The 23,306-nt window shown below is 44.0% G+C and carries 22 protein-coding genes and 1 pseudogene; 10 read left to right on the top strand and 13 right to left on the bottom strand.

Features of this window, described 5'->3' with window-relative positions:
• Positions 1-135 precede the first annotated feature (135 nt).
• The 4 genes from L4D76_RS04205 to L4D76_RS04190 form a co-directional block, all read right to left on the bottom strand.
• Complete coding sequence (locus L4D76_RS04205) at positions 136-3,249, bottom strand: efflux RND transporter permease subunit (RefSeq protein WP_428439686.1); 3,114 nt, start codon at positions 3,247-3,249, stop codon at positions 136-138.
• 2 nt (positions 3,250-3,251) lie between these two features.
• Positions 3,252-4,622, bottom strand: coding sequence for an efflux RND transporter periplasmic adaptor subunit (locus tag L4D76_RS04200; RefSeq protein ID WP_428439685.1), 1,371 nt, complete (start codon positions 4,620-4,622; stop codon positions 3,252-3,254).
• Between the two features lie 9 nt (positions 4,623-4,631).
• Positions 4,632-5,261, bottom strand: a complete 630-nt coding sequence (locus L4D76_RS04195; protein ID WP_428439684.1) for a TetR/AcrR family transcriptional regulator — start codon at positions 5,259-5,261, stop codon at positions 4,632-4,634.
• A gap of 845 nt (positions 5,262-6,106) precedes the next feature.
• Positions 6,107-6,451: a hypothetical protein gene (locus L4D76_RS04190; protein WP_428439683.1), complete on the bottom strand. Its 345-nt coding sequence runs from the start codon at positions 6,449-6,451 to the stop codon at positions 6,107-6,109.
• A 406-nt stretch (positions 6,452-6,857) separates the two neighbouring features.
• Between L4D76_RS04190 and L4D76_RS04185 the strand changes: the two genes are divergently transcribed.
• Genes L4D76_RS04185 through L4D76_RS04175 form a run of 3 tightly spaced genes read left to right on the top strand, consistent with a single transcriptional unit; the run spans position 6,858 to position 8,214 of the window.
• Positions 6,858-7,637, top strand: a complete 780-nt coding sequence (locus tag L4D76_RS04185) for a hypothetical protein (protein WP_428439682.1) — start codon at positions 6,858-6,860, stop codon at positions 7,635-7,637.
• Positions 7,638-7,640: 3 nt separating this feature from the next.
• Positions 7,641-8,054 (top strand): hypothetical protein, encoded by a 414-nt coding sequence (locus L4D76_RS04180; protein ID WP_428439681.1) that lies wholly within the window; start codon positions 7,641-7,643, stop codon positions 8,052-8,054.
• Positions 8,044-8,214 (top strand): hypothetical protein, encoded by a 171-nt coding sequence (locus tag L4D76_RS04175; protein ID WP_428439680.1) that lies wholly within the window; start codon positions 8,044-8,046, stop codon positions 8,212-8,214. Before L4D76_RS04180 ends, L4D76_RS04175 begins: the two co-directional genes overlap by 11 nt.
• A 193-nt stretch (positions 8,215-8,407) precedes the next feature.
• On the opposite strand, the gene L4D76_RS04170 is transcribed toward L4D76_RS04175, so the two are convergent.
• Positions 8,408-8,566, bottom strand: coding sequence for a hypothetical protein (locus L4D76_RS04170; protein WP_428439679.1), 159 nt, complete (start codon positions 8,564-8,566; stop codon positions 8,408-8,410).
• Between the two features lie 109 nt (positions 8,567-8,675).
• On the opposite strand from L4D76_RS04170, the gene L4D76_RS04165 reads away from it, so the two are divergent.
• The 6 genes from L4D76_RS04165 (at position 8,676) to L4D76_RS04140 (ending at position 15,806) form a co-directional block, all read left to right on the top strand.
• Positions 8,676-9,521 carry an enoyl-CoA hydratase/isomerase family protein gene (locus L4D76_RS04165; RefSeq protein WP_428439678.1) on the top strand — a complete coding sequence of 282 codons (846 nt, stop codon included), beginning with the start codon at positions 8,676-8,678 and terminating at the stop codon, positions 9,519-9,521.
• Positions 9,522-9,707: 186 nt separating this feature from the next.
• A complete protein-coding gene (locus tag L4D76_RS04160; protein WP_428439677.1) occupies positions 9,708-10,280 on the top strand; it encodes a TetR/AcrR family transcriptional regulator in 573 nt (190 codons plus the stop codon).
• Positions 10,281-10,847: 567 nt separating this feature from the next.
• Positions 10,848-11,615, top strand: a complete 768-nt coding sequence (locus L4D76_RS04155) for a formate dehydrogenase subunit gamma (RefSeq protein ID WP_428439676.1) — start codon at positions 10,848-10,850, stop codon at positions 11,613-11,615.
• 18 nt (positions 11,616-11,633) lie between these two features.
• Positions 11,634-12,347: a 4Fe-4S dicluster domain-containing protein gene (locus tag L4D76_RS04150; protein ID WP_428439675.1), complete on the top strand. Its 714-nt coding sequence runs from the start codon at positions 11,634-11,636 to the stop codon at positions 12,345-12,347.
• Between the two features lie 2 nt (positions 12,348-12,349).
• Entirely contained in the window at positions 12,350-15,397 is a 3,048-nt protein-coding gene (locus L4D76_RS04145) for a molybdopterin dinucleotide binding domain-containing protein (protein ID WP_428439674.1), read from the top strand.
• A gap of 226 nt (positions 15,398-15,623) precedes the next feature.
• Positions 15,624-15,806, top strand: coding sequence for a hypothetical protein (locus L4D76_RS04140; protein ID WP_428439673.1), 183 nt, complete (start codon positions 15,624-15,626; stop codon positions 15,804-15,806).
• Positions 15,807-15,923: 117 nt separating this feature from the next.
• On the opposite strand, the gene L4D76_RS04135 is transcribed toward L4D76_RS04140, so the two are convergent.
• The 6 genes and pseudogenes from L4D76_RS04135 to L4D76_RS04110 all read right to left on the bottom strand — a co-directional run bounded on the left by L4D76_RS04135 (position 15,924) and on the right by L4D76_RS04110 (position 19,615).
• Positions 15,924-16,205, bottom strand: a complete 282-nt coding sequence (locus L4D76_RS04135; protein ID WP_428439672.1) for a hypothetical protein — start codon at positions 16,203-16,205, stop codon at positions 15,924-15,926.
• Positions 16,206-16,415: 210 nt separating this feature from the next.
• Positions 16,416-16,814 (bottom strand): annotated as a pseudogene (locus L4D76_RS04130) (methyl-accepting chemotaxis protein); the annotation flags it as partial.
• 344 nt (positions 16,815-17,158) lie between these two features.
• Entirely contained in the window at positions 17,159-17,347 is a 189-nt protein-coding gene (locus L4D76_RS04125; protein ID WP_107284489.1) for a hypothetical protein, read from the bottom strand.
• A 791-nt stretch (positions 17,348-18,138) separates the two neighbouring features.
• A complete protein-coding gene (cspE, locus tag L4D76_RS04120; RefSeq protein WP_428439671.1) occupies positions 18,139-18,351 on the bottom strand; it encodes a transcription antiterminator/RNA stability regulator CspE in 213 nt (70 codons plus the stop codon).
• A 300-nt stretch (positions 18,352-18,651) separates the two neighbouring features.
• Complete coding sequence (locus L4D76_RS04115) at positions 18,652-18,738, bottom strand: DUF1508 domain-containing protein (protein WP_428439785.1); 87 nt, start codon at positions 18,736-18,738, stop codon at positions 18,652-18,654.
• 571 nt (positions 18,739-19,309) lie between these two features.
• Positions 19,310-19,615 (bottom strand): monooxygenase, encoded by a 306-nt coding sequence (locus tag L4D76_RS04110; protein WP_428439670.1) that lies wholly within the window; start codon positions 19,613-19,615, stop codon positions 19,310-19,312.
• 170 nt (positions 19,616-19,785) lie between these two features.
• Here L4D76_RS04110 and L4D76_RS04105 point away from each other — a divergent pair, with 170 nt between their 5' ends.
• Complete coding sequence (locus tag L4D76_RS04105) at positions 19,786-20,688, top strand: LysR family transcriptional regulator (RefSeq protein WP_428439669.1); 903 nt, start codon at positions 19,786-19,788, stop codon at positions 20,686-20,688.
• An 18-nt stretch (positions 20,689-20,706) separates the two neighbouring features.
• Here the strand turns inward: L4D76_RS04105 and L4D76_RS04100 are convergent, their stop codons facing one another.
• Together L4D76_RS04100 and L4D76_RS04095 are read right to left on the bottom strand one after the other, a co-directional pair.
• A complete protein-coding gene (locus L4D76_RS04100) occupies positions 20,707-21,903 on the bottom strand; it encodes an OmpP1/FadL family transporter (RefSeq protein ID WP_428439668.1) in 1,197 nt (398 codons plus the stop codon).
• Positions 21,904-22,055: 152 nt separating this feature from the next.
• Positions 22,056-23,216, bottom strand: a complete 1,161-nt coding sequence (locus tag L4D76_RS04095; protein ID WP_428439667.1) for a DUF3179 domain-containing (seleno)protein — start codon at positions 23,214-23,216, stop codon at positions 22,056-22,058.
• Positions 23,217-23,306 lie beyond the last annotated feature (90 nt).

The following is a 23,306-nucleotide window of genomic DNA, read 5'->3' as shown; positions in this document are numbered from 1 at the left end:
GTTGTCAGAGATAGTTCCAACCGTCAGTTTCTAACTTTATTTATCTGCGCTACAAAATGCAGCACAGAATAAAAAATGTTTTATGCTGAATCACTCCACCATGCCAAAAGACAGCCATCAGAATGATATAACCTTTTAGCTGGTCGAGCCTTGAGGAGATGAATGCTCCAGGCTAACTTGTTTCCGTCCTCGCCAATCTTCCAATATAGTGTACAAACAAGGCAGTATAACCAGTACTAGAACGGTTGATACCAGTAGACCAAACGCAATACTGATGACTAGCGGGATAAGCACTTGAGCTTGCAGACTGGTCTCAAATAGCAGAGGCAGCATACCGGCAACAGTTGTAGACGTGGTCAGGACGATGGCTCGAAGCCTGTCCTGGCTGGCTTGACGTGCCGCACTATGCAGATCTTTACCTTCACTGACGTGTTGTTTGACGAATTCAACCAACAAAATGGCGTTATTCACAACGATCCCCGCCAAAGAGACAAAACCCACCATGCTTGGCATGGACAAGTCATGGCCCATTATCAGATGGCCAAGTATTACCCCTATCAAAGCCAATGGAATTGACAGCATGACAAGGACAGGTTCCGAATAGCAGCGGAACTGGAAGCTGAGCAAAACGAACACCCCAATCATACCTAATATCAGCCCCTTGCCCAGTGATTGCCCAGTGGTTTCAGCATTTTTAACTTCGCCTTCAATACCAATTATCAGCCCCGGATATTCCTCTTTCAGTTTGGGAGCAAATTGACTTAAGGTGTCCTTAATCACTTCCTGAGTGTTTGCTTCCTGGGTATTCACTGAGCCATAAATGGAAACCGTACGTATATTATTGATGCGCTGAATTCGTGATACATCGCGCTCCGTTTCGAATGTGACTAAGCTCGCCAGTGGAATCGTTGTACCTGTGACCGGATGCGTGATGGGAAAGCGCTTCAGTTCATTTAATGTTTGTTCATCCTGTTTAAGCTGTACCGCAATTTCCAGATTGTCATTACCACGGTAAAATTCACTGATAGTCATACCTGAGTAGGCACTGCGAAGCTGAGTAGCAATGCTCTCGGCATCAATGTTCAATGAATAAGCGCTGGGTTTAAAGCGGATATAAACTTCAGGTTTTCCCGGACGCAAATCATCAAATACGTTGTAAACACCGGGATAGCCCGTTAACCATTGCTGTAGCTGGTAAGACGCGGAAGAAAGTGTGTTCAGATCCAGACCACTCAACCGAATATCAATAGCTCGTCCTGATGGCCCCAGTGCAGGCTCGGTTAGCGTCAGACTAACGACACCGGGTAATTCGGGCAAGCGTTTTTGCCATTGTGAGATAAAGGTATCTAAATTCGTATTACGTGACTCGGCAGTTAACAGGTCGACACTAATGGTGGCAAGATGCGGCCCTTGTTCAAATGAGTCTATATTCTTTCCATAATTGACGCTGGTGTGCTGCACCAGAGGTTGCTCCTCTTGCTCGGACAAGGAAGCGTTTGTTTGTTGCAAGGCATCAACAATGGAAGCAACGGTTGCCTCGGTTTCTGTTAAGGGCGTTCCTGACGGCATAATTAGCCGCGCTTCCAGTACATTTCCATCGATTTTCGGTAATGCATTGAACTTGAGAAAGCCCGAAGTAAGGGTAGATATGCAAACGAAGAATATTGCAATCGTGACACCGATTACGGCATAGCGAAATCGAATCGCCGTTTCAAGTAAACTCCCGAGCCTTTCTTTCTGTCTTTCGAACCAGTTGTTGATCACTGTTTGAAGACGTGATGTGGATTCGTTTTGATCTTTGATAGCATGGTGCAGATGATTTGGCAAAATCAGAAATGCTTCAACCAGACTTACTGTGATCACGGTTAACAGAACAATTGGAACGACTCGCAGGACCTGACCGAGGTCTCCTTTCAACCCGACCAGTGCACCAAATACAAAAACTGTGGTTAAGAACGAAGAGATTACGCCACGGGCAACCCTTGCAGTGCCATCCACGACAGCATCAAGTACAGACTTACCTGACTGACGTTGTGACGCAATACTCTCTGCAATGACTATTGCATCATCCATAAGAATGCCCAATGCCAATAGCAAAGCCACCATACTCATCATATTGATGGTTATACCCAGCTGTACCATGACGAACATACTGGCTAAGAAGCTTACAGGTAAGCCCATGACGACCCAAAAGCTGTATTTGAAGCCGAAAAATAGCACCAGAGTGAAAAAGACCAACAGCAGGCCCTGCCAGGCATTTTCTCCCAGCATCGACAAACGGTCTTTAATGATGGAGGTATTATCCTGGGTCAAATTGAAATTAACGCCATGCGGAAGTGTCTTGCTTATATCATTGATAAAGTCTTCAACAGCAGATAACACAGTCAGACTATCGTCGGTTGAATTTTTAGAAATTTTCAACAGCGCAGCGCGACGACCATCGAAGGTGACATAATCTTCCGGGTCTTCAAAGGTATCAGTTATGAAAGCGATGTCTTTTAGTCTGACTTCTGCACCATTATCACCGCTAAGAACGACGATATCACCAAGCTCGGCTGCGGTAACACGCTCATCGTTAAAACGAAGGCTGTATTCCCTCGTTCGGCTCTCAAGATTGCCCAGCGGTAAATCAAGATTCTGATTTTGTAAGATCCCGGCTAATTGCTGAATGCTTAAATTGTAACGACGAAGCATGGTCGGTTTTAGTTCTACCCTAAGCTGACGCTGACTAAACCCTTCCAGCGCTACCAAAGGTATGTTTGGGTCTTGTATCATTTTTGCCTTAACATGTTCTGCCAGATCTTTGAGTTCTGCAACAGGTATGTCGGCACTAAGAGCAACCGTGACTACCGGGCTGGTGCGGCCAAGTTCTGTGACCACGGGTGTTTCAGAATTATTTGGGAAATTATCAATACCATCAACTGCGGAGCGTACATCATCGATAAATTCGTTAAAGTCACCTTCCTCGCGCATCTTGATGGTCATTGTCCCTAAATTGGAACGTGATTCGCAGCGTTTCTCATCGACAAAGCTAATACTATCGGTTGCTTCATCCAGAGCGCGGCAAATACCTTCTTCGACATCTCTCGGGCCTGCTCCGGGATAAGCCACGCTGACTTGAACTTCATAGCGCTGAATTTCCGGAAAGGTTTCCCGTTTAAGCATTGGCGTATGCCATAGTCCAATGACAATAAACAGAAACATCAACAAATTGGCAGCTGTTGGGTGGTCAGCAAATAAACGCAACATGATTACTGCTCCTCATCTACGGAATATTTAGCTAACTCATCTTGCAGTTTCTGGCTGTGAATGAGCTTGATGGGCATCCCTTCAATGGCAGGTACCAGATCACTGGTGATAATTTTGTTACCTGCAGCAACCAACTCACGATCAAATAAGGCAATAGAATCCATCATCAGCAATGGTTTAACGTTAATTTTTTTCAAATTGAGATCATTGTCAGCCAGGTAGATCTGATCTTGTTGCAACGCCTTAATTGGCAAAGCAATAACGTTAACTGATGCTCCTTTTAGCTCGACTTCTACGTGCATACCATCAAGAAGTGGTGGGCGTTTACCCGGAATAACACCTTGGTAGGGGTGGTCAATGCGAACGACAATACCTATTGTGCGGCTCTGTGGGTTCAATTGTTCCCGAATTGAAACTACCTCAGCACGCCACTGTTCGCCTGGTACGACGGGCAAACGAATAACGGCCGATAGTTGCGCAGCATTTATAAAGCTATTAATAGATTCAGCGCGTATATCGATGTTTTGTGAGTTTTGAGAAGTAATCAGTTCGAGAAAAGGGACGAACTGCTCCAAAGTAAATTGCGCCTCCACTTCCACCTGCTCAATTCCATAAACCTGGAATAGCGTTTGACCTGCTGCAACAAATTGTTCGGTTTCAATATTGCTCTGGCTGATCCGGCCGGTAACGGGCATACGAATTTGTGTTCTTTCGATATTACGTTGCTGCTGCGTTACCTGAGCGTTAGCGGAATCTAACTGGGCAATAAGTATATTGCGCTGGCTGGGCAGTGTTGCCAACTGCTGTTGAAGCGAGATTTTTTCTTGTTGTAGTTGCAGAACTTTCAGACGTTCCGCATCCACTTGAGATTGAGAGATCGATTTCTTTTTCCGCAGCTCTTGTTTTCGTTTCAACTCTTTCTCGGAAAAAACCAGTTTTTCTTTTACAACTTCAAGGTTCTCAGCCAGGCTGCTCTGATTTTCTTTCAACTCCTCCAATTGTGCCTGGGCGATAGCGACATTGGCTTCTGCCTGTCTGAACGCCAGGCGGTAGTCGATATCATCTATGCTGACAACTAGCGTATCTTTTTCTAACAACGCCCCCGATATCAGCTGTGGATGAATATAATTGATACGTCCGGCAACTTCCGCCAGATTGTTTATCTGCACTACAGGCTTAACAATGCCGTAGCCGCGTACGCGGGGAGTAATATCTTGAGGAATAGCCTCGATATATTCAGCGTTCCGGGGCTGTTTACTGACATCTAGATGCTGTGGTGTCGGACGTAATATCACAGCCAAAATCAAGGCAACCAGGCCAAGTAGAGCCAGAATAAGCAAAGCAGTTTTTGATGATAATAAACGTATGGCCATATCGGCACCTCAATCTTGATGGGCGTTAAGGCCCACTTTCAGTAAATTCACCAGATGCTGTTTCCATTCAGGAGAACGCAATACCTGTATATTGGTTCCCGCCACTGGGCTTAACAATGGCTCGGCAATGACAGGAAACATGATGACGCTGAACAAAGAAGCTGTGACGAATTTAGGCTCAAGATCGGCTCGGATAACCCCTAACTGACGTAATTTCGTAAACAGTTCGATTAATCCAGCGCCAAATTTTGTTGGTACAGAGTCCCGTAATTTTGAGTCCCTGCTATAGATCTCATCTTGGAGCAGTCGTACCAGCCAGGGCACACTAGTGACCAAACCCACCATTGAATCCACCAACAGATCAATCGCCTGCTGTGGATTAGCCTGAATACGTTGTATCAGATCTCCCATGAATTGCTGGCGCTGTGCTCCTAGCTCTTCCAGCAAGTTAATAAACAGCCCTTCTTTATTGCCGAAGTAGTAACTCACCATGCCCGATTGAGTACCTGCCATCTCAGCCAGCTCTCGGATCGTTATGGAGCGATAGGACTTCTGCATCAGCAACTGCTTAGCTGCATCTCGTAGCGCCTGCCTGGTTTGTTCCTGTTTTTCCGGATCCCTAGGTCTTCCGCGTGTCATGTTATTCACTTTTATTTCATTAATCGCATGATCAGTAAAATAGTGGAACGCTGAATAAGTGTCAAAGCGTTTTATTAATCACACGATCAGTAAAATGGTGAAGTGCTGAATAATGTTAAAAGAAAATCGCAATCTGTTGGCTTAATAGGAAAAGGGTCGACTGTTGACTCTTGATAGTTGGCTCAGAGTCACTGAAGTCAGTTGAGTAAAAAGGCTAGATAGAAATCATGGAGGAGCGATGCAGGAAAATGTCAAATGAGCGCGGTAAGAACCTAAGGTGAGCATGAATATGCCATCAGAATTAGCAGATAAGAAAGTTCCACTTGAATATATTGGTTTGATCAAAAATCCCAACGCTTAGTAATTCACTAAGCGGGCGCAATCATTTTGTGATTCACCTTTAACCCAGTAATTTCCGGTGAAAAGGGGCTGTTTGCATTTTAATCTGCCTTACCTAAACCTAAACTTCTGAAATAGAAAGGGAGCTCTAAATCACTTCGCCCCCACAGTGTGATGCCAAGAGGTACAGAAAATGATAACTGTGAATAGAAAGTCGTATTTTTTTGCATCTTGAAAGCTGGCTGAGTTAGAAGGGTGGTGATCGGAATTTGCTGAAAGCGAGCGTTTTGACAGGGCTTATACGGTCTAAGGGTCAGTAACACAGCTAACTTTGAGATACTTTTTCTTATTTGAAGGGAATAAGTTAGAGCATAAGTTCTAACTTGTTTTTGTCCCAATACGTGCTCGGCTGGCAACAAGGATAAAAAGAACGGGAGAAAGCCTGACTATATCACCGTAATCAGGTCCAAATTTTTTATGTCGGAACAACTTCAAAACATGACTAACTAGTGTTTAAAGGTATTCGTTTCATTCTCGCTAGTTGCAGTGAGATCACCAGCAGGATTAATGAGGTGAGGCAAAATCTTAGCTAAGTTTAGCTCGATATCTTTATCTTCCACAGGACCAATTACCTCGTTATACCAACCAAGCAAGCCAAGTACAGCATAGCCAATAGCATCATCACTCTCGCGGTGCTCAAGAATGATCTGTAGAAACCGTAAGACAGCCTTATCATTTGATTTAGCTTGTTTTAGTGTTGCTTGAAAGATATCTGTTACTTCAGCAATTAAACCTTCATATTCAATCTCAATCGCGACTTTAAAAGATCCACCATCAACGGAAATTTTCATATCAATTTAGCCTGTTATTCTAATTGGGTTGAATATTAACGAATAAAGTACAACTTGTCGCTAAGCTCCCTCTAAAACACACTTTAAATGGTATATACCTAAGTGAATAATGGGGTCAGGTCTTGTCTTTTGCCACATAGACTTACTTTTCCTAATCCTAAACATCCGAGTTAGCCCATTGCCCTAACAGACAAGAATATGACACTTTACCCAATCTTCCTCGCTTCAGAAAGGGATTATAAATTCGGTATATCTTTGTTCTTTTCAGACTGCCGATTCCTGACGTTAGTTCGGGATCTAACGCGATGTTTAGTATGATATGAAGTGCTCTCCAGCATCACACAAATCTATTTAATTCTCGTGTATTATTACATTATTGGTATGCCACGTCAGTTAGGATGCTCAAATGAGCCCACAAGAAAAAGCCCTCTCACAAGCAAAAAGTCTGCTTAAAGACATTGCTGGTGAATTGCACTTTCGGTCTCCCCATTCCTCTAAATTGGCCGAAATCCAGGATATGCTTAAGTGGCTGGAAACGGGAATACCTAACGGCAGTTACCAACCTCTGTACGCGGATCCGGAAGAGCAAAAACAGCAAAGTGATGAACCCCATGTCTGGAAAGGTGGTGCTGTCTGGATATCACCACTTAAGTGTTGTCTAGCCCAATTGGATGTGGTGGGCCAAATTTTACTGAATTTGCCCAAGCGCCATGCCAGCGAACTTTTCTATAAGACCTACTATTCCGAGGCGGGACGGCCCTATTTTTTCATATTGCCCAAATCCCGAACCGAAGATGTATTCGAAGCCTTCTTTATCTTGTTTGCCCACTACTTAAGATACGGCGAAGAGATGTCATGGCTGGACATCCACACTGATAATATGAACGATATCTTTGGTGATATTCTGGCCCCCGCCCTAGCCGAGTGCAATACCAGACTCGCCTATGACGTGGAAGTTATGGATGAAACCAACTGGCATACCAGTGTCGCGCTCAGCGACATCTTGGATCATCCGGACGATCAATATGTCGGTATTGTCCATGACAAAAAAAAGCTGGGTATCGATGGTGAGTATTTGCCTCCGATTCACTCCTGGATATTGAACGCCATGCAGCTGAAACGCGGTACCGAAAATCCTCTGTATTTTTATGAGACAAAATCAGAATTCGTGTTTTTTGGGAGTTAAGGCATGAACGGGTTATTGAAAAAGACACTCTGTATTGCTTTGGGTTATGCCTGCTTGGCATCGCATGCGTATTCATCGGATGACCAGGTTCTTCGTCACATCAAGGAGGTCAGCCGTGACTACTACTATATCCACATCGATAAGCCTGCCGAGCCGTTTCAGATCCAGGATATCGTCGGCGGCGAGCACGAGAATCAATACCACATCCTTGGATTTTGGGGAGAGAGATTCTCGATTGCCATTGAGTCGACCGAAGGCAAGGCTGGCTATTCGCTGCGCGGGGAAGGCTTTAACATCATAAGAACGGATGCAGGCGACAAAGTTGAGGTGAACGACACTCATCTCTGGATCACCATCGCCGTTTCAGCGCACCCCTATGCACAATACATTCTCACGGTAAAAAAACATGACAAATAATGTACAATCTAAAGAAGATACTATCCAGGCACAGATAGAGACGCTACTCCAGTTACTGCCGACATTAAAGGCCGAGCTACGCTTTGCTGGGTGTGAAGAGAATGCACCTATACTCGAGCGCATTGAGGATATTCGCAATAAATTGAAAAGTGTGCAATGACAGTGAGAGCTCATTTTTAGTTAGTGAATAAAATATAATATAGATAGTTGTTAATTAAAAGAAAACTAGTCCAAAAAGTGAATCTTCTTTATGTTTCTGGATTAGATAAACCATTATCTTTCAGGTTGAATAACCACCAACTTGATAGATACCTGATATTAGCCAGCGTAAGTTAATAAAGACAGCACAAGCGTTAACAGATCAGGAAGTCATTGATCGCTGGTGTACCCTTCATAACAAACCGGTACTGATCCAGCGGTTGCTGACTGGTGAAACCAAAAGCGATGCCGAATTCAACGCCTGCAAAACCATCATCGACGAGTGGCGTTCTTGTTAAATATGCCTGTCCCATTTTACATTTTAAGTGATAGCCGATTCTCTAATCACGTTACATGATCTGGTTTAAGGATGACGGGTGTAGTAGTCTTATTAGAACGATATTGTTTTAACAGGAAAAAACCTTGAATGACCTGAATTTAACAAGTATTGCTGCTAGTTACCTATTAACCAGTATCAAAGACGGTGTGCTCATCATTGCCATGAATCGTCCCGAAAAATTAAACGGTTGGACTTTGGAAATGATGGAAGCATTAAGTGAAGTGTTTTCAAAAGCGAATACCAACGATGCGGTCAGGGCCGTAATACTTACCGGATCAGGTAAATATTATTCCGCTGGAGTAAATTTAGGTGGCTCACTCAAATTAATGCCTCCTAAAAAGCTACGCAAATTAATCGTAGAAAATAATCAGGCGCTATTCGATATATTCCTAAACTGCAACAACCCCCTATTAATAGCGGTGAATGGCCCGGCATTAGGAGCCAGCGTAACAGCCGCCACATTAGCTAATAGTATTATCGCATCAGAAAACGCAACCTTTTCAACACCTTTTGCAGCCTTAGGCATCACCCCTGAAGGATGCTCTAGCTTTCATTTCCCCCGCTTAATGGGTGAAAAGAATGCTCAGCGTATGTTAGGAAGTGAAGGCTGGAAACCAAATGCTAAAGAAGCGTTAGATGCAGGGTTAATTCAAAGGGTGGTGCCGCAAGACCAATTAATGGCAGAAGCAGAACGTATTGCTCAAGATTGGGTTGCCAACGAGGAACAACGTAAGTTTCTAGCCGGTAGTCAATTAGAAGAACTAAAAGCTACTAATGCTCGAGAATCAGAACAACTCGCAGATTCATTTTTAGGTGCAGACTTTTTAAAAGAACAATCGTGGTTTTTATGGAGCAAAAAGAAATATGCACCTTCGGTCGTGTTTTTTTCGCTATGGGTGTTAAGGCCACTTTGGTCACGCTTAATTTAAGTACTCCAAAAAATGGATAGAACATTACTTACGATTTAACATGCTTGTATGCATTGATTACGAAAAGTATACTTATTATCAGTAGGTTATTAGAACTCGTTTAATCACATCAAGTGTCATATAGGAAGTATGAACTCCTAATCTATCTTGGTGATGACAGGTTTCAGAGATTTTTCAGGATACAACATGTCAAAACGTATGCTTAAAGATGAAAGAAGGGAGCAGCTCTTATCAATAGCTGTTTCGATTATTAAAAATCGTGGTGCAGAAGCATTGACGCTGGCAACGGTTGCAGAACAAGCTGGAGTGACAAAGCCCGTTGCTTACAACCATTTTGAAAACAAAGAGAACTTACTGAAGCAAATCTATCAGGGCATTGATAATCGTTTAATTGATTCAATACAAATAGCTAAAGAATCAAGTAGCCAATCAATCACAGATCTTGTTTCCATTCTTTGTGAATCTTATGTTGATTGCATGCTGGTGAATGGCGAAATTTATGGACTTACAATTGCAGCGCTAAAATGTTATCCGAACAATGCTGAGCTCTCTAATAATATTCAGGATTTTTTTGTGGGAGCATATTCTGATATCTTTCAGCTACCGATTTCGGATGTAAATCACCAAAATCGTTTAAAGCTAATTGCTAGTTATGGAATCATCGAGTCTGTAGGTGAAGCTGTGATTTCTGGTCACGTACCAAGAGACATCGCATTAGCTTACTTGAAGGAAGAGGTCTATCGCATAATTATCAAGTAGAATTTTAAGAGACCTATACGGTCAGTCAAACTAGGTCAATAAGATCCCGCACCGTTACTATCATGTGTGGGGGCTTCCCCCGTATCCAGTGGTTCACAACAAAGACTATGAAAATTGGCAAGATGATGATGATTGTGAGCTGAAATCACAGCAGAAATTCGCTAGCACATGCCATCTTTATGATTTAAATCAAAGAACACCTAATAAGCCAACAAGCTAGTTACTACTAGTAACCTTTCATCACTAAAACACAATAATAATCACACTTTCCTCAACTTACCAATGGTAACATCATTTCCGCAAGTACTTACTAATGGTAACTTACGTGTTTTTATCAGCACTTACCAATGGTGATTCGTTATTTTTGCCAGTCTTATCGATAGTAACATGGCGTTTTGACTTGCTTCACAATTATCAATGTCGATATATACTCCAATTTATCGCACGTTAATGAAAGCTAATGTAACTTACCAATAAAAAGGAAGTGTGAAACCAAAATTTATCTATTTCACAAATGATTTATTAACAGCTATTTTCATAATGTAATAATAAACATGAAGGTTTAACATGAAACAATCTTCTATATGGCTCGATGTATTATCTAATCAATCTATCATGCCATGGTTATTAGTCGGCAGTGTTGTAGGTGTCGCACTGATCATGGGACTTTTTGTCTTTGTTAACGGGACTTCCAAGTTAGACGCTGGCTTTAGTGGCAAACTTATTCAGCGCTGGTCAATACGAAGCGTTATTGTTCATTGGTTCGGTGCAATACCTTGTTTAGTCTTAATTATAACCGGTGTAATAATCGGTGCGGGCAAAGTAATCTTCGACCCAGGTAGTAGCAACTGGGCGGCAGCCGTTAAGTTATCAGCAACTCTACATGAGTTTGCCGTATTTCCATTTATGATTGGTGCTTTCATCATGATTCTTATGTGGTGGAAAAAACAATTATTTAAAAAGTACGATATTGACTGGTTTAAAAAAGCGGGTGGCTACATTAATTTTGGAGAAAAGCAGCATCCAGAAGCTGGCTTCGCCAACGGTGGTGAAAAACTCTGGTTTTGGGTATTTACAATAAATTTTTTAGTTCTGTCTTCTACCGGTCTTATGCTCTTTTTCCCAGAGTTAGCACCATCCCATGAAAATGCTCCAGTTGTTATTTCCCTTCATATTATATCCGCAATGATTATCGGCGCATTCGCCGTAGTTCATATCTTTATGGCAACCGTGATTTCTGAAGGCGGTTTGAGCAACATGATCAACGGAAAGTGCGATGAGAACTGGGCAAAGCAGCACCACAATCGCTGGTACAAAACATTAAACAAAGAATAATAATAAGGCGAAAATAAAATGGATAGACGTAAAGCGATTAAGCTACTCGCTGGCGGTACCACGGTATCACTGGTATCAGCCTCACCCGTCATTGCATCAGTAATAGCCAGCGACTCAGAACAAGAAAACAAACAACTGGCAATGGTGATCGATCTGCGCCGCTGCAACGGCTGTAAGGCCTGCGTCACCGCCTGCGGTCATGAAAATGGTAATGAGCCTAATGAGCACCGGACTCAGGTACTTCAGAGTAGTACTGAAATTGATGGCAAGGAGTATGTGCTCAATCTCCCGCTGCTTTGCAATCAGTGTGACAACCCGGTATGTACCAAGGTATGTCCGACCGGCGCCACGTTTAAACGCAAAGAAGACGGAATTGTTGTGGTCGATTCCACCGGCTGTATCGACTGTAACTTCTGTGTCTACACCTGTCCTTATGATGGCGTGCGTTTCACCAATAGTAAAACTGGCACGGTAGATAAGTGCAACTTCTGCATTCAACGAACTTCGCAAGGCTTCTTACCCGCCTGTGTTGAAACCTGCACCGGGGGCGCTCGTGTCTTTGGTGACCTGAAAGATCCCGACAGTGAGGTCTCCAAATTGCTCAAGGAGCATGAAGCGTTAGTTCTGCAATCAGACAAGAACACCCAGCCTAACGTTTACTACATTGGCTTAACGGATACAGAAAGTGATCAGCCGTATAACCTAAATTCAGAACTTAGATGGCAGCGTTAATTATGGATCGTAGACAATTTTTAAAAACTGGTGCCGCCGCAACAATCACTGGCGGAATGGCAGGCATTTCTAAAGCGACTGCTGGCGAGCAAAGTCAGGACATCAGCCGTTATGCACCATTAAGTGCCGAGCCAGAATTTATTCTGGGCCCAGACAACAAGCTCACCAACAACCCGAACCAGCGCTTCGCATTTACCAAGTGTTTTGGCTGTTACAACGTTTGTGGTGCACGCATTCGTATCGACAATAAGACCGATAAAATCCTGCGAGTCTGTGGCAACCCATACGCTCTTTCCACTCAATCTGGTAATCCTGTTGCGATGGAAGTATCGCCCCAGGAGGCGATGTTACAGCTAGTCGGTGAACAAGGTAATGAGAACCGGGCAACACTCTGTGGCAGGGGGAATGCTGTCCCTGATGCCGTTACCGATCCACGCCGCGTTACTCAATGTCTGAAGCGCGTAGGTAAACGGGGTGAAAACCGCTGGCAGTCTATCTCCTATGAACAACTCGTTAAGGAAGTGGTAGAGGGTGGCGATCTGTTTGGTGAAGGTCACGTAGAAGGCTTGGCAGATATCTACGACGATAAAACCATCGCCAATCCAGCCTACCCGGATTTTGGTCCGAAGAAAAATCAGCTGCTGATGACCGGTTGCTCAGAAGACCCGGCTCGGTGGGAATTTTACAAGCGTTTCTCTGAAGCTTCTTGGGGAACACCGAACATCGGTAACAAAGACTCATACTGCGGCCACCAGCAGGTAGCGGGTTGTGCTCTTGGTGTAGAAGACGGAGCCAACAGTGGTGCCCTTCCGACAACGGATTTCGAGCACTGTGAATTTGCTATTTTCATTGGCACTAATCCCGGACTCAGCGGGATCAGCCTGAACTCTGCCTCTAAGCGTTTGGCAGATGCTCGTACACAAAACCCTAACTTCAGATATGTGGTAATCGATCCGATTCTGCGCTCGCTCACCACTTCATCAACATCAGAAATTTGTGAGTGGGTTCCTATTCGTTCCGGTGGTGATACCGCCTTGATGCACGCAATGATGCAGTACATCATCAACAACGAGCGGTATAATAAATCGTATCTGGCTTCATGTAGCCAGGAAGGTGCTAACAAGGTTGGCGAAATCAACTATACCAACGCTCCTTATCTGGTAGTCACCGATGTGAAACACCCTCTGTATCGCAAATTCCTTACTGCCGAAGCCTGTGGAAAAGGCGATGCTGATACCAAGATGGTAATAGATGCCAAGAGCCAGCAGCTAACGACTTCAGACAGTACAGAGCCTTGTAACATCAAGTTCAGTGGAGAAGTCACGACGGAAGATGGTCAGTCCATCCGGGTTGAAACCGCCTTCTCACTTCTGGCAAAACGCGTCAATGAACACTCTATGGCTGATTACGCCGCCGAATGTCAGATATCTGAAGCCAAAATAGTAGAACTTGCCAAAGAGTTCAGCTCGCACGGTCGTCGCGTATCTATCGAGACCAATACCGGTTGTAACGCCAGTGATGGCAGTCAGTTTGCTTTCGCCATGATCATGCTCGCCACCCTCGTCGGCGCACATAACGCCAAGGGCGGTATGCTGCACACCGGCAGTATGGGCTTTGAGAACACCTCACCTCTCTACGATATGATGGCCTTTGAACATGCGCATCTTAGCGGCTTTAATGCTGAGCGTTCGGGCGACTATCGTCAAAGCAATGAGTACAAGGAGAAAGTTAAGAAAGGAATCAATCCGTTCCCATCAGATATGCCGTGGAATGAAACCTTTGTCCAGGACAATGCAGGAGAGCTGCTCGTTGCCCATGCCAATGGTAATCCATTCAAGTTTAAGGCCTGGATTGCATGGGCCAACAACCCTATTTATGCCTGCTCAGGCTTAAAAGACCAAGTGGAAGAGTCTATCAAAGACCCTAAACAGCTGGGCCTGATCATCGCATCCGATCCTTACTTCAATGAAACCAATATCTACGCGGACTATTTCGTCCCGGATCTGGCTCAATACGAGCAGTGGGGAGCCTCCCGTCAATGGGGAAGTGAGTTAATGGGTGATGTAGTGTCCTTCCCGATTATTACCCCTAAAACACCGCTCAATGCACAGGGCAACCGAGTATGTATGGAGCAGTTCCTGATTGACGTTGCGGAACAGCTCAAGCTGAATGGCTTTGGTGACAATGCCTTTAAAGATGCTGCGGGTAACGCAAAAGCAATCTACACGCCGGAAGACTACTATATCCCTGTATTGGCCAACCTGGCACACAGTGATGAAGTGCTGCCTAACCCGACAGAGGAAGACGTTAAATTCACCAGCGTAGACCGCATTTATCCTCAGTTAAAAGAGCGGTTAAAGGCAGAAGAGATTGGACCGACCATGTTCCTGTTCACACGGGGTGGCCGTTATTATCCGGTAGACAGCCGATACGAAGGCGAATTCTTCAATGAAATGATGAGATGGGATGCTCAGTTCCAGATGTACAACGAAGGGCTTGCGCATATCACCAACTTCCATTCAGGAGAATACCTTGACGGCTTGCCGGTATTTGACAAGCAAAGACTCTGGGACGGTACCGCCATCCGGGATCTCTGGAACGAGAGCGAATATCCATTCTACTTTTCGACGTTCAAACATCAGCTTCGCAGTCCGTATTCCGTTACGCTCAAGAGCATCACCGCCCTGGGCGAGTCAAACTTTATTCAGATGAATGAGAAAGACGCGAAGAAGTACGGGCTGAAGACGGGTGACAAGGCACGAGTGACTTCACCAAAAGGTGCCTCCATTGAGGGAATCGTTCAGGCTGACGCCACCGTTGCGAAGGGCTGTATCGCCGTGCCACTTGGATATGGCCATACCGCATTTGGCGCGAGCGACATCACCATAGACGGTAAAACCCTTGCGGGGATCCCTGAAAGAAAGGGCGGCATGGCAGTGAATGCCTTTAACGCCGTAGATCCTACCCGTAAAGGAGCGAGCTTATACCGAGACAGAACTTTTGGTTCAACAGCACGTCATGGGATCCCGGTTGCTATAAAGAAAATCTAAGCAAAGCTACTAGACCATACATTACTAATAAGTGAAAAATGAAAAAGCCCTGGCATTTTGCTAGGGCTTTCTATTTTGGAGCGGGACTGATAGGACAGGCATCCTTAAAAACCATCAAATCTGTTATTTTCACTGCATCTCAATACTAATCCCAATCTGATCCCCTCCCCCTTTTCAAACCCAACTCATAAGCTATGGTCATTATTCCACCAGCGAGGAGTAACTCATGACCACCGCTAGAAAACAACATATTTGCCTGGAATCAACGCCATACTACCAGCTCGCGGTACATATTGATGAAGAAAATGCGCAAGCATTAACGGTTAAAGAGGTCATTGATCGCTGGTGCGCCCTTCATAGCAAACCGGTACTGATTCAACGCTTATTAGCTGGCGACACTAATAGCTAAGTCGAATTCAATGCCTGCAAAGCCATTATCGATGACTGGCGTTCTCGTCTCGCCAGCCTCAGCTGGTTTATGCGAGAGCTCAATTTAGATATCGCCACGCGGGTTAATAAAGAGTCTTTAGGTTTTGATTCTGTTGTTGCGGATTAACCCGCGTTTTACGTTTTTGCACAACTTACCGAATCGTGATATTTCATCAAAATCTGGAGTTACCCCCCGATTAATCGCGTGTTCCCAGTAAGTTAACTCTGTATCCACGATTTCCATTAGCTTCTTTGGACACCCAATACAGTTGTTGTCGGGGCCACAAACAAACGTGTCTGATTCGTAAAGTGGAAACTCCTGCTTAACTTGTTCAATAATCATTCGCATTGCGGTGGTGCGGTCAGGTTTTTGGCTCATGAAGTAAAATGCAGTTCTAAAATAATCACCAATTATAATTGGTGGTAGTCAAAAAGTCCCTACCACGATTTGGGGGAATGCTTCGGGCACCTACGGCTAACAAGGCACTGCGGTCGGTTAATTGTTCCGCTGAGTTTGTGCTAATGTAACAACATAACAAATAAGGATATATGTCGCCGGCTGATAGGACAGGCATGCTTAAGAAACCATTTCCATACTAGACACGACATCACGGGTACCCTGCTGTAGATGCTCAATCAGCGTCTGAATCTCCGAGGTAGCGTCTTGAGTACGCTGGGCCAGTCCACGCACCTCGTCAGCGACAACAGCAAAACCACGTCCCTGCTCACCAGCGCGGGCAGCCTCGATGGCCGCGTTAAGGGCAAGCAGGTTAGTCTGATCGGCAATGCCACGGATCACATCGAGGATACCACCGATATTGTCTGCTTCCTGCGCCAAGCCACCCAGCCGGGTTGATGTGTGGCTAATCTCACTTTCCAGCTTGTTGATGCTTTCAACCGTACCCTGCACCACCTGGATACCCGTTTGGGCTTCGCTATTGGCCTCGTTGGCAAACTGCGCCGCTTGAACAGCATTCTGCGCCACTTCTCAGTTAAATGTGCCTGTTCTATTTTGCTCAGTTGTACTCTGCGAAAATATATCGAAGCCTTCAGCAAATCCGTCTGAAATCAACTCGTGTACAATTCGAACATCAAGAGTGTTTGAATTACAACTAGGGTTACTCTGGATAAACTCTAAGGTTTCTTTGATTTTTTGATTTATTCCTTTTCGCATAAACATTTATTCTCAGCTGATATTTTGTGCCCACCTAGAATTCCTCGCCAATCAGTCTTCAATCAGCTGATTAAGTTCCTCGACGTATTCCGCCGGTTCTTCAAGAATTTTGTGGCTCAGCGTTTGGGCATGCCGGAAGTTGAGCTGCTCGGCATCCTTCATGTGACATCCCTCTCTTGCAGTGCCTGCTCGATTTGTTCAATCAGACCATCAGGCAGATCGGTTAAAATCAGCTGGCCGGTTTCATGGTTGTAGCTGACGCGCTTGCCGAGTTCGCTTTTGTGGAACGCGATCTCATAATCGTCGGTTTTGAGGGTGATGGTGTCGTCGTCGTTAATGGTTAACATAACGCTCTCCTGATTACTTCTCGGTCTCTAGTGTGGTGCCTGGTCTGGATTGATAGCGGGCAAGATCCCGTCGTTGGTTTCCAGCCTATCGGCCAACTCGCGCAGTCAAACACCCTCACCCTTTACCGCCTATGAAAGCAAAAAAACCCCGCTTGGCACTTGGAGAAGCGGGGGATTCATTAACAAAAAGGTATTTATCATGTTATCAGCTTTATTGCGCTGACATTAAGAGCATATGCGCGACCGACTGAAAGCGCACGAAATTAACGTCTCAAAGTTGATTCTCTCGCGCTCTACACTGCCCGCGGCCCACCCCGAGCCTCTTATTCGTCGTTGCCGTGCCTTATCTGCCTATCACGACTTTTCGGCAATAAGACAATTTTCGTCATCTTATCAAAGCGTGAACTATAAGACCATATTGAGCTAAAACGTCTTTTTTTCGACCATGCAGCACTGCAAGCTGTGGTGTAAAAAATCTCAGCTGTCGGAAATTCCAAATCCGAACACGGCTACGACACCTACAGTACAGATACAAGAAAGGCCGCCAGTTGGCAGCCTTTCAAATGTTCTGTTTATCCATTTTTAAAGTGTCCTGCTTTTCATCCATGTGAACGATGGTTAGATTAGGTAAAAAACGGGGATAACAACTGCCAGCCCATACGTTATAGGCGACCTTTCGGTGATTCATTGTTTGGCTGTTATGTTGAGTGGGTACCGAACCAATGCTTAAACGACACGCATAAAAAATGCCGGCCATTGCCAGCATTTTTTTCAGAAGATCAGTCTTCTAATTATAAAGCAACTACGTTCGCTGCTTGAGGGCCTTTTTGGCCTTGCTCCAGGTCAAAAGAAACTTTTTGACCTTCGGCTAGGGTTTTAAAACCTTCCGAAGCGATAGCGCGGAAATGAACGAATACGTCAGCGCCGCCGTTATCCTGAGTGATAAAACCAAAACCTTTATCTTCGTTGAACCATTTTACGATACCAGTACTTGAATTAGACATATGCTGCCCCTTATAAAAATTCATTAATAAATCGCCAAAATGCGATGTGCTAAGCGGTTGAATTATTTAATGTTACTAAAAAATATAAGGGAAACACTGAGGTACAAAACGATAACGTAGATGTAGCTGAAGGTTTAACTTGTACTTGATGTTGCATTTAATAACTCTCTGTACAACAGAGCGAGCGAGATAATAACAGCTGTACGTTTTTTGTACAGTAATTTTTAGCCATCCATCAAAAAAGGCCGCCAATGACGACCTTAATTCTACACATAAGCTTTTTGAGACGCTTTACGGGCGTTACGTTAAATCATTAATTTCGGTAGTCGATGCGTTATGCTGTACAGACTCGATACCTTTTTGTGCATTTTGCTTTGTTGCATACATTTTTTTAAAACTCTGTTTCCTTTGTTCTACATAAGGAACCAGAAAAAGAGAAAACAGTGATCCAGACGCAAATAAAGTAAGTTTCATCAATAAACACTTCTAATGATAATTTAGACAATAGTGCGTAATTGCCAAAGTAAACTATCAGATCCTTCGCAAAAGTGTAATAGGGAGCTAGTACGATAGTTTGATTAGGTTCATGAATATTTTTGGACAAAATTACATTTTCAAAAAAGTTGGAGCGCATGAATCGTTCACGGGCACAAGGATATAGGCTCACAACGCAAATCGCTCTAGAGAATCAAAGACTCCCCTCCTCATTCTGAAACCAGAACGATAAACCCTAACTTCAACAAGCCAAAAGACGTGAAATTTCATCGTTTTCAGACTATTAAAAGCAAGAAAAACAACAATGCTGTTCCAAGTGTATTTCACTGACTTAATAATGTAAGTCTTAGTAGACTCTTCTAAATGTACCTGTCCTATTTTGTAATATTTAATAAATTATGCCTCGGGTTGAGAATAATGTTCTTACCCGAGGTATACACCATTAAATTCAAATAGGAATAACTTACGAGATAGCTCCTTTATTAATTTTAGTTAAAGGTTCGTTAACGTCGAAGATTTTACCAAAGACCTCTTTAACACCTAAGTTTTTTAATCGTGCAGCATGCATTTCAAGGTACGCTAGGGCTGTTTCTTCACTCTCGAAAAGATAAATACCACCACCCTCTTTTTCCTGCGAATTCTCAGTCCAGATTTTCCAAATGAAACCTGGTTCATTATTAATAGACTCAGCAAGATCTTTTAATCCATCTGCCATTTCCTGACCAAAAGGACCGTTAAACGCAAAGTGTAGCTGCAACAATTTTTTCATGATTTATTCCTTCTTACTAATACATGAGTAGGTGTAACCAATTTAACGCGATTCACTGGATAAAATGTCACTCTGACATGTGCTGCGACTCGAGATATGTAGCAATAATACCTATAAAAAATGTACAATAAAGTTCAATAAATTGCGCATTTATGTGGACAAAATAGACCATGAAATTAAAGTCAACCTTAGAACAGTGGCTTACTCTTATAGAGGTAGATAAAGCTGGTAGTATTCAGGCTGCATCACATCGGCTGAATAAAAGCCACACCACCTTGATCTATGCGATCAAAAAATTGGAAGCTCAACTTGGCGTTTCACTAATCCGCATTGAAGGGCGGAAAGCTGTTTTAACTGATAATGCGAAAACACTGCTTCGTAGAGCCGTACCCATGGTGGATCAAGCACGGGAGTTGGAGGTCATAGGGGCTCAATTATCCCAAGGAATGGAGTCTGAGATTATAGTGTCTATCGACCATCTTTGTTGTCGTCGCTGGTTATACCAACCGTTACAAGAATTCTTTGCAAATAACAGTGGTACTTCGGTTAAAATTCGTGAAACGTCATTATCAAGCACACAAGATGCCGTTAAAGATCAACTTGCTGATATTGCAATCGTCAACTTACCTGTCGAAAACTATCTGGCCGAAGCATTTGGTGTCGTAACTATGATTCCCGTCGTGTCTCGAAACCACCCATTAGCGCAAAAAGACACAATATGTAACGATGATCTGCTCACTGAAACTCAGATTGTTGTACGTGATCTTGGCTCTGAAGAATCATTAGAGGAACAAAATGTGGGTTGGTTGAAATCCCAGCGGCGAGTTACGGTAGATAATTTTGATCATGCCTGGCAGGCGGTTAGCTCGGGGCTTGGTTTTTGTCGGATGCCTGACCATAGGCTAGAGGAATTAGATACATCAGAACTAGTGCGATTGCCTTTGCAAGGCGGAACGCGCTATCAAGTGCCGGTACATCTTGTTGCGCCGAAGGTAGGTCGCACTGGACTAGCAGCAAAGCTACTTTATGACATATTGCTCGCCGATGCGGGCAAGCGATTAGCTGCGACGTAATGAGTACGGAGTGTTTTTTTATTTCCAGTGGTAAGTTAGTTCTAAACCAAGCGCATAATGGTCTACATAGTGACCGGCGATTCGCCCACGGCTGGGATCAACACCGGTATCAATAGGAGCTTTTCCGCTATCGAATAGGTTGAAATTCACATCGACCAAATCCCCACTTTCGCGCTTGTACTGTATGCCGACACCCGCGCCGTAAATTCTATCAAGGGGAAAAGAGAAGCTGCGATTTTCATCTTTCATCGGGGATTGCACATAAAGTGCCCCTACTCTGCCGGTCATTTTTGCTGCTATCGGAAAAGATAAGCCGGCGGAGAATGCCCAGAAGTCTTCATATAAGTCATCGGGTGCTTCGATGTCATTACCAACAATACTGATCTCGGTCACGCCAAATTCGGAAAAATTTATCCACATGGCATCAAAAGTTAATTCCCACAGATTATCCAGTTGGTGATACACCCCGAATTGGAATTGAGCGGGGACTTTACTGGTAATTTCGAGGTCTTTGATCATATCCACGACTTCTGGTGGAACACTAGTCCCTTTGATATCGATATCAGGCTCACTACTTGCGTCAGACTCAGTGTGAAAATTAATCCCCACCCGCGTATGAGGAGTGAATTCTATTAAGCTACTGGCAACGAAAGCCACACCGAGACCGTCTGACTCAACATCCAGTTCACCATCTGACAAACTGGGATCACTATTCGCAATTGCAGACGTGATTTCAGAAGTCGTGTAATTTAGATTTAAACCAGCTCCGAGTGACAGCCATTCATTGACTTTATAAGCTACACTGGGATTTGCGCTGATTAAAATAAGGCTAGACTCAGTACTGTAGTATCGGCCAGCCCAACTGCCTCCGCTACTCGAGCCAAACCCCGTGGGAATATTCAATGAAAAGCCCGCTCGCCAATCGTCATTGATAATATGGACGTAATACATTGCAGGGATAATGATCGGATCACCGCTATCAGGCTCTCCACCATTTACCGTGGTTACACTTTCATTAATTTCAAATTCACCAAAATAATTAATTAAGTTACCTGACAAAATCAACTCATTTTCCGAGAGGCGGGTCATCCCTGCGGGTGTGTTGTAAGCTGTTTCGGCGCTGTCAGCTGCTGCAAATAAACGGCTAAAAGCCGGAGCCGTGGCGTTGGCATTTAAAGGAACAATCAAGAGCAGTGACAAGAAAATTTCTCGCATATTATGCCTTTACTTTCTTGGGGAGAATTAAAGCATAGCCAATTGAATAATGCGGTTGCTCTAATAGGAGTTCTTGTGGTGCTCAGGCACTTTCCCATAAGGCGATAGGTCATCACGGCTTTGCTTCAAATATCAGTGATTATTCTAATAATTCAATTAAAAACCTGGGTACCCGGATACCAATGTGACCATACCATCCAGAAGACACCGTTATGCATTGGTAACTGTTTTAATCGCCCATTTTCATTTGTACCTCTGAAGTCTATCGATTCAAAATCAACCAACTGGTCATCAATGACTCCATCGAACAGATTTACAATATCGTGCTCTTCATCGTAGACCAAGACTAAAGGATGACCTTCTAAGTCAAACTTAAACACCGGATTTTTCTGAGCAAAAGAACGGGTAAATGCTGCCTGAACGTCACCAGAATCGAATCCCCATATTTGCTCTTTGGGTGGCAATCTATTGTCATTCATCGCCAGTGTCGGAAATATTGGTCCATATTCATTGCTGAACTGTTGTTCCATTGGGCCTTCAAACAAGGCGAGCAGTAACGAATCAACCACACGATTAAACTCGTAATTAAACACCGTGGCTTGAGGATACAATTCCTTGAAACTTTTCCATGTCGTCATCGTATTGGGATGAGACACGACTTTCGCCTCAGAAAATTCAGGAGTGCGCGTTATCTGCTGGATAAGTTCACCTGAGTTACGATCAACCATCACCAAATTGTTGTGGGTTTGGATGAGGATCCCTAAATCGGATTGACCAAAACCGATATCCTGCTCAATCACCACCGGTAGGTTGCTGAGCGCACAGAAAGTCATTACGACATCTTTGCCGCCAATGTTGTCACCTGCAATGTGCGGCACTTCAAGATGCTTTCGTGGGTAGCCTCGTACCTCGTCATTGATTTCAACTGCATAAATCACATCGCTGTCGCTTAATATCTTATCTGCATCTGTAATAGAGACGTAGTTTGCGCCGTATTGATATGACGGAAAAAAAGCGGTCAGTAAAAAATTAGCGGCGATAATACACACCGCCACGCCGACACTTGCAAGGCTAACCCAAAATCTAGACCAGATATTTAAGCTCACATGCAAATACCATAGGTAGGCAAGCAAGCAAACATTCACGCCAATGAAAAACCATCGATACTGAAAGTACGTCATAACCCAACTGCGAGGCAAGTTCAGACTTTGCCCAGGTTCGGTCATCAATACAGCCGAGAATATTGAAAATACAGCGGTGACAATGGCTATCACCAAGAATAATATTTTTTGCTTTTTCGTTGCATCTATCATTGAGCGATTCCTTCATTCTTAAAAGCTTATGCAATGCTGTTCGACAAACAACAGCAAGTTGCACTGTTTTAATAATGCTCAGTTCTGAAG

Source organism: Photobacterium sagamiensis (assembly GCF_050337085.1).
In the GTDB taxonomy this organism is placed as follows: Bacteria; Pseudomonadota; Gammaproteobacteria; order Enterobacterales; family Vibrionaceae; genus Photobacterium; species Photobacterium sagamiensis.
Note: the sequence above shows the minus strand (reverse complement) of the source record. Positions and strands in the feature narration are given on the sequence as shown.